Origin of the sequence: Pseudoxanthomonas sp. UC19_8, assembly GCF_042700505.1 — a bacterium.
In the GTDB taxonomy this organism is placed as follows: Bacteria; Pseudomonadota; Gammaproteobacteria; order Xanthomonadales; family Xanthomonadaceae; genus Pseudoxanthomonas_A; species Pseudoxanthomonas_A winnipegensis.
Genome location: NZ_CP170559.1, coordinates 722533 through 735357 on the forward strand (window position 1 = coordinate 722533; position 12825 = coordinate 735357).

7 protein-coding genes and 2 pseudogenes are annotated in these 12825 nt (G+C 70.5%); all 9 read left to right on the forward strand.

Features of this window, described 5'->3' with window-relative positions:
• Positions 1-5: 5 nt before the first annotated feature.
• The 9 genes and pseudogenes from ACFJIT_RS03050 to tkt all read left to right on the forward strand — a co-directional run bounded on the left by ACFJIT_RS03050 (position 6) and on the right by tkt (position 12796).
• Positions 6-1916 (forward strand): type IV pilus secretin PilQ, encoded by a 1911-nt coding sequence (locus ACFJIT_RS03050; protein ID WP_379654994.1) that lies wholly within the window; start codon positions 6-8, stop codon positions 1914-1916.
• Between the two features lie 211 nt (positions 1917-2127).
• A pseudogene (locus ACFJIT_RS03055) lies at positions 2128-3154 on the forward strand (AAA family ATPase).
• Positions 3151-4161, forward strand: coding sequence for a DUF58 domain-containing protein (locus tag ACFJIT_RS03060; RefSeq protein ID WP_379654995.1), 1011 nt, complete (start codon positions 3151-3153; stop codon positions 4159-4161). Before ACFJIT_RS03055 ends, ACFJIT_RS03060 begins: the two are co-directional and overlap by 4 nt.
• Positions 4158-4615 (forward strand): annotated as a pseudogene (locus ACFJIT_RS03065) (DUF4381 family protein). Before ACFJIT_RS03060 ends, ACFJIT_RS03065 begins: the two are co-directional and overlap by 4 nt.
• Positions 4612-5628, forward strand: a complete 1017-nt coding sequence (locus ACFJIT_RS03070) for a vWA domain-containing protein (protein ID WP_379654996.1) — start codon at positions 4612-4614, stop codon at positions 5626-5628. The pseudogene ACFJIT_RS03065 and the gene ACFJIT_RS03070 overlap by 4 nt, the downstream one beginning before the upstream one ends.
• Positions 5625-7406: a VWA domain-containing protein gene (locus ACFJIT_RS03075; protein WP_379654997.1), complete on the forward strand. Its 1782-nt coding sequence runs from the start codon at positions 5625-5627 to the stop codon at positions 7404-7406. Before ACFJIT_RS03070 ends, ACFJIT_RS03075 begins: the two co-directional genes overlap by 4 nt.
• The gene (locus ACFJIT_RS03080; protein ID WP_379654998.1) at positions 7403-9160 is read left to right on the forward strand and encodes a BatD family protein; all 1758 of its coding nucleotides are present in this window, start codon (positions 7403-7405) and stop codon (positions 9158-9160) included. Before ACFJIT_RS03075 ends, ACFJIT_RS03080 begins: the two co-directional genes overlap by 4 nt.
• A 122-nt stretch (positions 9161-9282) precedes the next feature.
• Positions 9283-10557 (forward strand): dicarboxylate/amino acid:cation symporter, encoded by a 1275-nt coding sequence (locus ACFJIT_RS03085; RefSeq protein WP_379654999.1) that lies wholly within the window; start codon positions 9283-9285, stop codon positions 10555-10557.
• 229 nt (positions 10558-10786) lie between these two features.
• Complete coding sequence (gene tkt, locus ACFJIT_RS03090; protein ID WP_379655000.1) at positions 10787-12796, forward strand: transketolase; 2010 nt, start codon at positions 10787-10789, stop codon at positions 12794-12796.
• Positions 12797-12825 lie beyond the last annotated feature (29 nt).

The window sequence follows — 12825 nt, forward strand, 5'->3', positions numbered from 1 at the left end:
ACACGATGACCGCTTCCAACGCTCATGGCCTGCGTCCCCTGCGGCGACTGGCCGCCCACCGGTGGGGTGCACTGGTGCTGGCGATCGCGCTCGCCTCGGGCAGCGCGCCCGTGCTGGCGGCCGCCGCGGCGCCGGCTGGCGCCGCCCAGGCCGCGCCGGTCCAGGTGTCCGACGTCGACTTCCGTCGCAGCGAGGACGGCGCCGGGCGCCTGATCCTCAAGTTCGACCGCAAGGGCGCGGTGCCGGATCTGCGCACCGACAACGGCAAGGTCATCATCGACATTGCCAACGTCACCCTGCCGGCCTCCCTGCAGAGGCCGATGAACGTCACCGACTTCGCCACGCCGGTGCAGCGCATCGACGCGCATGCCTCGGGCAAGGGCGCGCAGCTGGTGCTCGACACCCGCGGGACCGTGGAGTCGCTGGCCTACCAGACAGAAGACCAGTACGTGGTCGAAATCAGCCAGAAGTCCGGCAAGCCCGCAATGGGCGCCGCGGCCCAGGGCACCGGCGCCTCGCAGCTGGCCGCTGGCGGGGTCAAGCCGTATGTGGGCAAGCCGGTGACCTTCAACTTCCAGGACGTGCCGGTGCGCACCGTCCTGCAGCTGATCGCCGAGGAGTCCAACCTCAACATCGTCGCCTCCGACACCGTCCAGGGCAGCGTGACCCTGCGCCTGGTCAATGTGCCGTGGGATCAGGCGCTGGATATCGTCCTGCGCGCCAAGGGTCTCGACAAGCGCCGCGACGGCAACGTGGTCTGGGTGGCGCCGCAGCCCGAGCTGGCCAAGTTCGAGCAGGACAAGGAAGACGCGCGCATCGCGATCGAGAATCGCGAGGATCTGATCACCGACTACGTGCAGATCAACTACCACAGCGCGACTGAGATTTATAAGGCGCTGACTGAGGCCAAGGGCATCGGCAGTCAGAACGGTGGTGGCAGCGGCCAGAGCACTCAGGAGAACGGCTTTCTCTCCTCGCGTGGTCGTCTTGTCGCCGACGAGCGCACCAATACGCTGATGATCAGCGACATCCCGAAGAAGGTCGCGTCGATGCGCGAGCTGATCGCCGTGATCGATCGACCGGTGGATCAGGTGTTGATCGAGGCGCGCATCGTGGTGGCAAGCGACACGTTCGCGCGCGACCTCGGTGCTCGCTTTGGCGTCATCGGCGGTACCGGAAGAGGAATCCTTAGTGGATCCCTGGACAGTAACGTCAATTATCTGAACACCTCGGCGCAGCAACGGAATGAGCTCGCCAACTCTGGTACGAGCACAACGCTGCCCTCTCATCTGTTCCCGACGGGGCTGAACGTGAATATGCCGGCGGGGACGTTCACGAATGGGACTGCCAGCAGCATTGCTTACACTTTGCTGGGCACGAACTTCAACCTTGATCTGGAGTTGTCGGCGCTGCAGGAAGAAGGCCGCGGCGAGGTGGTCTCCAACCCGCGCATCATCACGGCCAACCAGCGTGAAGGCGACATCAAGCAGGGTACGGAAATCGGCTATGTCACGATCACTGGTGGCACGGCGGGTACTGCGGCCACGCCCAATGTGCAGTTCAAGGAAGCGCTGCTGGAGTTGAAGGTCACGCCGACCATCACCCATGACGGACGCATCTTCCTGAACATGTTCGTCAAGAAGGACGATGTGGCTGAGTACATTACGCTGGCCGGATACGGCACGGTGCCGACGCTCAACCGCCGTGAGATCAATACCGCCGTGCTGGTCGAAGATGGTCAGACCGTCGTCATCGGTGGTGTATATGAGTTCACCGATCGCGCATCCGTTTCGAAGGTTCCGTTCCTGGCCGACATCCCCTTCCTGGGTAACCTGTTCAAGAAGCAGGGCAAGGAAAAGAACAAGGCCGAGCTGCTGATCTTCGTGACGCCGAAGGTGATCGCGGTCCGCCAGTAAGCGCGGACCAAGTGAAGAGGAAGACGGGGCCGATCGGCCCCGTTTTCGCGTTGGTGTCTTGTGCGCACTCACAAGTGGGGACGGCAGCTGCGCCGCCCGGCCGATGATGGCGCTTCGCTGAACGCGAGGCCCAAGGTAAGGTGGGACGCGGAACCCTTTCGATGAGGCCCGGTCGAAACGACGCGCCTGATCTCGACCATGAGAGCCCGTAATGGAACAGTCCCAAAACCTCCAGTCATCCGCGCCGCCCGTCGCGCCTGCGCCCGATGGCCGCCTGCGCGAGGCCTTCATGGCGCTGCGCGGCTCGCTGTCGGCAACCATCGTGGGACAGCAGCTGCTGGTGGACCGGTTGTTGATCGCGCTGCTGGCCGACGGCCATCTGCTGGTCGAAGGCGCGCCCGGCCTGGCCAAGACCATGGCGGTGCGTGCGCTGGCCGCGCGCATGGAAGCCGGCTTCGCGCGCGTGCAGTTCACGCCCGACCTACTGCCGGCCGATCTGACCGGGACCGAGGTATGGAGGCCGCAGGATGGGCGCTTCGAGTTCCAGGCCGGGCCGATCTTCCATCCGATCCTGCTGGCCGACGAGATCAACCGTGCGCCGGCCAAGGTGCAGTCGGCGCTGCTGGAGGCCATGGGCGAACGCCAGGTCACGGTGGGCCGACACACCTATCCGCTGCCCTCGCTGTTCCTGGTCATGGCCACGCAGAACCCGATCGAGCAGGAGGGCACCTTCCCGTTGCCCGAGGCGCAGCTGGACCGTTTTCTGATGCACGTGAAGATCGGCTATCCCGAAGCGGCGGCCGAGTCGGAGATCCTGCGCCTGGCGCGCGAGCGCGCCCGCGATGCGTTGGCGCCGGTGGCCGAGCCGCTGCAGCAGATGCCGCTGGAAGATGTGTTCGCGGCGCGGCGCGAAGTGTTGGACCTGCACATGGCGCCGGCGCTGGAGCGCTATCTGATCGAGCTGGTGCTCGCCTCGCGAGATGCCGCGCGCTATGACGCCGCCTTGGGCCGACGCATCGCCGCGGGGCGCCAGCCCGCGCGGTTCGATCGCGCTGGAGCGCTGCGCGCGTGCGCATGCCTGGCTGGCCGGGCGCGACTTCGTCACCCCGGAGGACGTGCGGGCCGTGGCCGGCGACGTGCTGCGCCATCGTGTGCTGCCCAGCTACGAGGCCACGGCCGAAGGCTGGGACGGCGGTCGGCTGGTCGAGGCCCTGATCGAACGGGTGCCCCTGCCGTGAGAGCCGGGACCGGGGACCGGGGACCGGGGACCAGGGAAAGCAAACACAGGCGCCGGGGATTTTCCGATGCGGCGACCCCGGGTCCCGGGTCCCCGGTCCCCGGTCCCGGCGGTGACGGCTTGCGCCCCACGCTGGCCGAACTGGTGCAGCTGCGTGCGCTGGCGCAGCGGCGCCCGGCCGCGCGTCGCGGCAGCCACCATCTCAGCGGCCCGGCCGCCTCGCCGCTGCGCGGGCGCGGCATGGAATATGCCGAGTCGCGCGAGTACGTCGCCGGCGACGACGCGCGTCATATCGACTGGCGCCTGACCGCGCGCAGCGGCAAGCCGCACACCAAACTGTTCCAGGCCGAACGCGAGCGGCTGACGCTGATCGTGGCCGATACCGCGCCGACGCTGTACTTCGGCACGCGCGTGCGCTTCAAGTCGGTGCAGGCCGCGCGCGCCGGCGCGTTGGCGGCCTGGGCCGCGGTGGCCGACGGCGATCGCGTGGCGGTCCTGCGCGGGGCCGGGCGCGAGCCGTCCCTGCCACCGGCCTCGGGCACGCGCGGCGCGCTGCGCACGCTCGACGCGCTGACCCGCTGGTATGCGCAGCCGCCGGACGACGACCGGGGCCTGGCCGTGGCGCTTGAGCACGCCCAGCGCGTGCTGCGCCCCGGCTCGCGGCTGGTGGTGCTGGCCGATCCGCGCAGCGTGGCGCAGATCCCCGAGCTGCGCTGGCCGTCGCTGGCGGCGCGCTGCGAGGTCATCGTGCTGCTGATGACCGATGCGCTGGAGCAGGCGCCGCCGCGGGCGTCGCTGCCGTTCCAGAGCGGCGAGCATCGGGTCGAACTGGACCTGGCCAATACCGCGCAGCGACAGCGCTGGGGCCGGGAATTCGTCCAGCCCCTGCATGCCGCGCTGGCGCTGCTGCCCACCCGCGGCGTACGTGCCATGGCGCTGCGCGCCGATGCGCCCAGCGATGCGTGGCTGCCGCTGCTGGCGCGCGCCACCGCTCCGGCGACCGCATGAGCGCGCCCGCGCCCCTGGTGCTGCGCGATGTGCACGTGCCGCCGGCGCCGGCCTGGTGGCCGCCGGCGCCCGGCTGGTGGCTGGTGCTGCTGGCCGTCGCGGTGCTGGTGGCGGTGCCGCTGCTGTGGCGCGCGCGGCGTCGCCGGCGGCGCGCGCGCTGGCTGCGGCTGTTCGAAGCCGAGTGCTCCAGCGCGCTGCCGCCGCCGGAGCAGGTCGCGGCCGCCTCGCAGCTGCTGCGCCGGGCCGCGCGCCGGGTCGATCCACGCGCCGACCGCTTGCAGGGCGCGGCCTGGCTGCAGTTCCTGATGGTCCGAAGGGACATGCCTTCAGCAAAGATGTGGGTGCGCTGCTGCTCGACGGTGGCTATCGCCCGCGCGTGGATCCGCGACAGATGCAGGCGCTGCGCGCGCTGGCCGCGACGCGCTTCGTGCAGCTGATGGAGGGCCGGCGATGAGCCTCCTGGCGCAGTGGATGCACGATGTCAGGCTGCTCTTCGGCGGCTTCGCCTGGCCGTGGATGTGGCTGGCGCTGCCGCTGCCGTGGCTGGTGACCTGGCTGCTGCCGGCGGTGCGCAGCCAGTCGCCGGCGCTGCGCGTGCCTTATGGCGACGCGCTGGACGGCATCGCCGTCAGCGCGGCCACCGCGCGGCGCTTCGGCATCAACTGGCTGGCCGCGCTTGCCTGGCTGCTGCTGTGCGCGGCGGCCGCGCGGCCGCAGCAGCTGGGCGAGGCGGTCACGCCGCCCCAGACCGGACGCGATCTGATGCTGGCTGTCGACCTGTCCGGCAGCATGCGCGAGACCGACATGGAGCTGGGCGGCACCCCGGTCGACCGGCTCACCGCGGCCAAGGCGGTGCTGGCCGACTTCCTCGACCGCCGCGTGGGCGACCGCGTCGGCCTGCTGGTGTTCGGCAACCGCGCCTATGCGGTGGCGCCGCTGACGCTGGACCGCGATTCGGTGCGCGATCAGCTGCGCGACACGGTCAGCGGGCTGGCCGGGCGCGAAACGGCCATCGGCGACGCCATCGGCCTGGCGGTCAAGCGCCTGGCCGCCCAGCCCAAGGGCCAGCGCGTGCTGATCCTGCTCACCGACGGCGTCAGCAATGCCGGCGCGCTGGATCCCGACAAGGCGGCCGAACTGGCCGCGCGCGAAGGCGTGCGCATCCACACCATCGCCTTCGGCGGCGGCGGGGGACTGTCGGTGTTCGGCATGCGCTTGGGGCTGCAGGGCCAGGACGATATCGACGAGGACGGCCTGCGCCGCATCGCCCAGGCCACCGGCGGGCGCTTCTTCCGCGCCCGCGACACGCAGGAGCTGGCCGGCATCTATTCGGAGCTGGACAAGATCGAGCCGATCTCGCGCCCGGGGCGCGCGGTGCAGCCACGCATCGAGCGCTATCCGGTGCCGCTGGCGTTCGCGCTGGGCCTGGGCGTGCTGGCGCTGGCCTGGCGAGGGCTGCGGGCATGAGTGCGTTGGTGCAGGCCATGGCGGATTTCCATTTCCTGCGGCCGTGGTGGCTGCTGGCCCTGATCGCGCTGCCCGGACTGTGGTGGCTGTGGCGGCGACGCCAGCAGCGCGCCAACGCGTGGCGCGGCCTGGTCGATCAGCATCTGCTGGTGCATCTGCAGGTCGGCGGCGGCCGCGCCCAGGTGCTCGGATTGGTCGGCATCGTGCTGGCCTGGGTGCTGGCGACGCTGGCCCTGGCCGGCCCGAGCTGGCAGCGCAGCGAACAGCCGCTGTGGCAGACCCGCGCGCCGCTGGTGGTGGCGCTGGACCTGTCGGGCTCGATCGCCGCCAACGACCTGCCGCCCTCGCGCCTGCTGCAGGCCCGCGCCAAGCTGGCCACGCTGCTGCGCGAACGCGTCGGCGGTCAGGTCGCGCTGGTGGCCTACGCGGGCGAGCCGTTCACCGTGGCGCCGCTGACCGACGATGCGGCCAACGTGGCGCTGTTCCTGGACGCGCTGGACCCGGCGATCATGCCGGTGGACGGCAGCGATGCGCGTCGGGCGATCCTCTGGTCCGAAGCGCTGCTGCAGCGCGCCGGGTTCGACCGCGGCCAGATCCTGCTGCTGACCGATCACGCCGATCCGGCTGCCGACAGTGCCGCCAAGCGCGCCCGCGACGCCGGCTTCAGCGTCTCGGTGCTGGGCCTGGGAACCTCCGCGGGGGCGGCCTATCGTCAGGCCGATGGCCAGTTCGGCCGCGCCCAGCTGGATGCGGCCTCGCTGCAGCGGCTGGCGACGGCCGGCGGCGGGCGCTTTGAGGTGCTGCGCACCGACGATGCCGACCTGCGCGCGCTGGGCGTGCTCGATCCGCAGGCCGAAGACGCCAGCGCCGCCCGCGGCGAAAAGGGCAGCGCCTGGCTGGATCAGGGCTACTGGCTGCTGCCGGCGCTGATGCTGCTGGTGCTGCTGGCGTTCCGCCGCGGCGGCGTGCTGGCCGCGCTGGCGCTGTGCGTGGTGCTGCCGATGGCCCAGCCCGCGCAGGCGATGGACTGGTGGAAGCGCGCCGATCAGCAGGCCCAGGACCGGATCGAGCAGGGCGCCAAGGCCTACCGCGGCGGCGACTACGCCGCGGCCACCAAGGACTTCTCCGGCCTGGCCTCGGCCGACGGGCTGTACAACCTCGGCAACGCGCTGGCCAAGCAGGGCAAGTACGACGAGGCGATCGCCGCCTACGACAAGGCGCTGCAGCGCCAGCCGGGGATGGAAGACGCCATCGCCAACCGCGCCGCGGTCGAGGCCGCGCGCAAGCGGCAGCCGCCGGCCGGTGGTCAGGGCGGGCAGGGCGGCGACCAGGGCAAGCAGCCCCCTGAACAGAAGTCTGGCCAGCAGCAGTCGTCCGGCGGCAAGCAGGACGACAAGCCGGGCCAGGATCAGCAGGACTCGCAGCAGCAAGACAAGCAGCAGCAGGGCAAGCAGCAGGACAAGCAGGACGCGGACAAGGGCGCAAAGGGCTCCTCCGGCGACGCCAAGTCCGAGCCACCCAAGTCGGCCGCCGAACAGCAGCGCGAGCAGCAGGCCGCCGACGCGGCCCAGCGCGAACGCATGCAGCAGGCCATGCAGCAGCAGACCGGCCAGGGCGCGCAGCAGAAGCCGACCCAGGCCAAGCCGGAAACCGCGGCCGAGCGCGAGCAGCGCCAGGCCACCGAAGCCTGGCTGCGGCGCGTGCCGGACGATCCGGGTGGCCTGCTGCGCGCCAAGTTCCAGCTCGAGTACCAGCGTCGCCAGAGGGAAGGACAATGATGCAACCGGCCGCCTCCACATCGCCGCAGCGCAGGCGCGCGGCCTCGCGGTTCGTCGGGACCGTATGGCTGGCGCTGGTCCTGCTGGCCTGGACGCTGCCCGCGCTGGCGCAGACGCGCGCCTGGCTGGACCGCTCGCGCACGGCGATGGGCCAGCCGGTGGTGCTGAGCATCGAAAGCGACCAGGACATCGGCCAGCCCGACCTGAGCCCGCTGCAGCGCGACTTCTCGGTGGTCGACACCTCCTCCAGCCGCCAGATGCAGATGGTCAACGGCCGCATCTCGCGCTCGGTCGTGCTGGCCATCACCCTGCAGCCGCGCCGCACCGGCGAGCTGACCGTGCCGGCGCTGGAGGTCAACGGCCAGCGCACGCCCGCGCTGGGCCTGCGCGTCACCGATGCGCCCGTCGCCCAGCCCGGCAGCAGCAACGCCTATGTCGAGACCCAGGTCGACGACCCCACGCCTTACGTGCAGCAGACCGTCGGCGTGACCCTGCGCCTGTTCTATGCGGTGCCGCTGGTCTCCGGGCAACTGGACCTCGACGCGCCGCAGGGCACCTCGCTGCAGCGCGTGGGCGAGGACGTGCAGTCCACGCGCGAGGTCAACGGGCGTCGCTACAACGTGGTCGAACGCCACTTCCTGCTGGTGCCCGACCGCAGCGGCGACCTGCAGCTGCCGGCCGCGCGCTTCATCGGCCGCGCCGCCGGCGGTGGCGGCTTCTTCGACAGCATGCTCGGCATGGGCCAGCGCAGCGAGCTGAGCGCGTTCGGTCAGGCCCTGACTCTGCACGTGCAGCCGCAGCCGGCCAACGCCCCGCAGCCGTGGCTGCCGCTGGCCGACCTGCGCCTGCGCTATGCCAGCGCGCCGCGCGAGCTCAAGGCCGGCCAGGCCAGCAGCTTCGTGGTCGAGGCGGTGGCGCGCGGCGCCACCCGTGCGCAGCTGCCGGACCTGCCCACGCCGAACGTGGACGGCGCGCAGGTGTTCGCCGAGCCGGCGCAGTACGAGGACAGCTTCGATGGCGCCACGCCGGTGGTGAAGATCACCCGGCGCTATTCGATCGTGCCCAATGGCGCCGGCCGGCTGACGCTGCCCGGCATCAAGCTGGACTGGTGGGACGTCAAGGCCGATGCGGCCAGGACCGCGGCGCTGCCGGACATGCAGCTAGAGGTCGCCGCCGGGTCTGGCAGCTTCGCCAACGCGACCCTGCCCGCGCCCACGCCGGCCGCGGAGGTCGCTGCGCCGCAGGCGCCCAGCGACGGCGCGCTGCCGGCCACGGCCGTCGGTGTCGAATCGATGGCAGGCCGCCTGTGGCCGTGGATCGCGCTGACCGCGGCGTTCGGCCTGCTGTGGCTGGGCACGCTGGTGTGGTTCCTGCGCCGGCCGCGGCGTGCGCCCGCGTCGGCGCCGGCCCGCGCGGCGGGCGCCGTCACGGCGGCCCCGGCGTCGCGGGCGCGCAACGGCCTGCCGGACCTGCGCCGCGCGCTGGACACCGGCACGCTGGACGAAGTCGGCGAGATCCTGATCGGCATGGCCGCGCCGCCGGCGCGGGATCTGGATGCGGTCTCCGCCCAACTGGCCGATCCGGCGCAGCGGCAGGCGATCGACGCGCTGCGCCGCGCACGCTGGGCCGACGGCGATGGCGCCCAGGCGCGTGCGCTGCTGCGTCAGGCCTTCGCCAGCGGGCCGACTTGGCGCGTGCCGGCGGGCCCATCCGCGCAGGGCGAGGCGCTGGCGCCGCTGTATCCGCGGCGCTGAGCGGGTCGTACGGCCGGGCGCCGCCTGGCTGTCAGTTCGGTCATTCTCTTTCCCTGCCGTCGCAGGCGGGCGCGGGGCCTTGCTAGAGTGGCCGTTTGCCCTCTAACCCTAGGATTCCACGCATGACCGACGCTGCTTCCGGCAAGTCCAAGCTGCCCTTGCATTGGAAGATGATGATCGGCTTCGTGCTCGGCCTGACGCTGGGCCTGATCGTGCACGCCACCGTCGGCGCGGACGCCGGCTGGGTGAAGCAGGTCACCGCGGTGACCGACCCGGCGGGCAAGCTGTTCCTCAACCTGATCTTCATGCTGGTGCTGCCGCTGCTGTTCTCGGCGCTGGTGGTGGGCATCTCGGAAATGGGCGACGTGCGCGCGCTGGGGCGCATCGGCTGGCGCACGCTGGGCTTCACGGTGCTGGCGTCGGGGATCGCGGTGGTGCTGGGCTTGGTGCTGGTCAACCTGCTCAAGCCCGGCGCCGGCACCGACCCGGCCACCGCCCAGCAGATGCTGGCCGCCGGCGCCGAGCGCGCCGACTCGATCATCAGCAAGGGCAAGGAGGCGCCGGGCGGGGCCGGCATGCTGCTCTCGCTGGTGCCGGCCAACGTGGTCACCGCGGCGGCGGGCGGCAATTTCATGGGCGTGATGTTCTTCGCGCTGATGGTCGGGGTGGGCGTGGTGCTGACCCGCAGCGACAAGACCGATGCGTTCCGCAACGCGGTCGAGGGCCTGTTCGAGATCTCCATGACCCTGATCACCCTGGTGATCCGGCTGGCGCCTTATGCGGTGTTCTGTTTCATGTTCAACCTGGCTGCGTTGTTCGGCTGGGAGCTGCTGATCCGGCTGGGGGCGTATGTCGGCGTGGTGGTGCTGGCGCTGGCGATCCACATGTTCGTGGTGTATTCGGCGCTGCTGAAGTGGGCCGGCTGGTCGCCGGTCAAGTGGTTCGGCGCGGTGCGCGAGGTCATGGTGCTGTCCTTCTCCACCGCCTCGTCCAACGCGACCCTGCCGACCTCGCTGCGCGTGGCCGAGGACAACCTGCGACTGCCGCGCAAGGTCTCGCGCTTCGTGTTGACCGTGGGCGCCACCGCCAACCAGAACGGCACGGCGCTGTTCGAGGGCATCACGGTGCTGTTCCTGGCGCAGTTCTTCGGCGTCGAGCTGACCCTGCTGCAGCAGCTGACGGTGATGTTCGTCTGCATCCTGGGCGGGGTCGGCACCGCCGGCGTGCCGGCCGGCTCGCTGCCGGTGGTGGCGCTGATCTGCGGCATGGTCGGCGTGCCGCCGGAAGGCATCGGCATCATCCTGGGCGTGGACCGTTTCCTGGACATGTGCCGGACCACGCTCAATACGACGGGCGACCTGGTGCTGGCCACGCTGGTGGCTAAGGGCGAGGAGTAAGCGCAGCGGCCTGAGCGAAGCGGGCCGGCTGCTGGCGTCGAGGCGCCGCCGCCTGGAAAGGCGAGGCTTGAGGCCGAACGCATGCGTTGAGGCTTGGAAGTCGCCCGGACCGGGCTTTCACTCGCTTCTCACTCCGCTGCGCCCCCCGCCTCACTCGTTCCGAACCGTGCCTCATGGGACAATAGGCGTCCCTGGTGCCTCACGCGCCGCTTTCGCCCCAGTCCCTGACATGTCCGCTCCGACCCGCCGTCAGCTCGCCAACGCCATCCGTTTCCTCGCCGCCGATGCGGTGCAGGCCGCCAATTCCGGCCATCCCGGCATGCCCATGGGCATGGCCGACATCGCCGAGGTGTTGTGGAACGACTACCTGCGCCACAACCCCAACAACCCCAAGTGGTTCAACCGCGACCGCTTTGTGCTGTCCAACGGCCACGGCTCGATGCTGCAGTACGCGCTGCTGCACCTGACCGGCTACGACCTGCCGATCGAAGAGCTGAAGAACTTCCGCCAGCTGCACTCCAAGACCCCGGGCCATCCGGAAAGCCACATCACCCCCGGCATCGAGACCACCACCGGTCCGCTGGGGCAGGGCTTCGCCAATGCGGTCGGCTTCGCCCTGGCCGAGAAACTGCTGGCCCAGCACTACAACCGCCCCGAGTACCAGGTCGTGGACCACCGCACCTGGGTGTTCATGGGCGATGGCTGCATGATGGAAGGCATCTCGCACGAAGCCGCCTCGCTGGCCGGCACGCTGGGCCTGGGCAAGCTGGTGGCCTTCTGGGATGACAACCACATCTCCATCGACGGCGAGACCGACGGCTGGTTCACCGACGACACCCCGGCGCGCTTTCGCGCCTACGGCTGGCACACCATCGGCCCGATCGACGGCCAGGACGCCGACGCCATCAAGGCCGCCATCGACGAGGCGCTGGAGGTCACCGACAAGCCGACCCTGATCGCGTGCAAGACCACGATCGGCTTCGGCTCGCCGAACAAGGCCGGCAAGGAGTCCAGCCACGGCTCGGCGCTGGGCAAGGACGAGGTGGAGGCCACGCGCAAGGCGCTGGACTGGCCGTACCCGGCCTTCGAGATCCCTAAGGAGATCTACGACGGCTGGCGCGCCACCGGTACGGGCAGCCTGCGCCAGGCCGAATGGGAGCAGTTGTTCGACAAGTACGCCAAGCAGTACCCGGACCAGGCCGCCGAGCTGGCGCGCCGCTCGCACGCCAAGCTGCCGGACGACTTCCTGGCCAAGGCCGATGCCTACATTGCCAAGGTCCAGGCCGACATGCCGGAGATCGCCTCGCGCAAGGCCTCGCAGCAGGCGATCGAGTTCTACACCGGCCTGCTGCCGGAAATCGTCGGCGGTTCGGCCGACCTGGCGCCGTCCAACCTGACCCTGTGGAAGAACGCCAAGACCGCGGTCGGCGACGACCCGGACGCCAACTACGTGCACTACGGTGTGCGTGAGTTCGGCATGTCGGCCATCGCCAACGGCATCGCCCAGCACGGGGGCTTCATTCCGTTCGATGCCACCTTCCTGACCTTCAGCGACTACGCCCGCAATGCGCTGCGCATGAGCGCGCTGATGCGCAGCCATGTGCTGCACGTCTATACGCACGATTCGATCGGGCTTGGCGAGGACGGCCCGACGCACCAGCCGGTCGAGCATCTGGCCAGTCTGCGTCTGATCCCGCACAACGATGTCTGGCGTCCGTGCGACGCGGCCGAGACGGCGGCCAGCTGGAAGGCGGCGCTCGCCCGTCAGGACGGCCCGAGCTGCCTGATCTTCAGCCGCCAGAATCTGAAGCCCCAGCCGCGCGGCAAGGCCGAGATCGAGGGCATCTACCGCGGCGGCTACGTGCTGGCCGAGGCCGACGGCGGCACCGCCAAGGTGATCCTGATCGCCACCGGTTCGGAAGTGGGCATCGCCTCGGAAGCGCGCGAGAAGCTGCAGGCCGCGGGCATCCCGACGCGCCTGGTGTCGATGCCGTGCACCAACGTGTTCGATCGCCAAGACGAGGCCTACCGTGAGTCGGTGCTGCCGCGCTCGATCCGCGCCCGCGTGGCGGTGGAAGCGGCCTCGACCGACTTCTGGTTCAAGTACGTGGGCCTGGATGGCACCATCGTGGGCATGACCAGCTTCGGCGAGTCGGCGCCGGCGGAGAAGCTGTTCCCGTACTTCGGCTTCACCGCCGACCACGTGGTCGAAGCGGCGCAGAGCGTGGTCGAGGGCTGAACTCCTTCGCCATCGCCGTGTCCATGAAG

Bases quoted from the DNA above. Each gene is read 5' to 3' on its own strand.
- ACFJIT_RS03075 (WP_379654997.1), top strand. From the start codon at position 5,625: ATGAGTGCGTTGGTGCAGGCCATGGCGGATTTCCATTTCCTGCGGCCG.
- tkt (WP_379655000.1), top strand. From the start codon at position 10,787: ATGTCCGCTCCGACCCGCCGTCAGCTCGCCAACGCCATCCGTTTCCTC.
- ACFJIT_RS03085 (WP_379654999.1), top strand. From the start codon at position 9,283: ATGACCGACGCTGCTTCCGGCAAGTCCAAGCTGCCCTTGCATTGGAAG.
- ACFJIT_RS03050 (WP_379654994.1), top strand. From the start codon at position 6: ATGACCGCTTCCAACGCTCATGGCCTGCGTCCCCTGCGGCGACTGGCC.
- ACFJIT_RS03080 (WP_379654998.1), top strand. From the start codon at position 7,403: ATGATGCAACCGGCCGCCTCCACATCGCCGCAGCGCAGGCGCGCGGCC.
- ACFJIT_RS03070 (WP_379654996.1), top strand. From the start codon at position 4,612: ATGAGCCTCCTGGCGCAGTGGATGCACGATGTCAGGCTGCTCTTCGGC.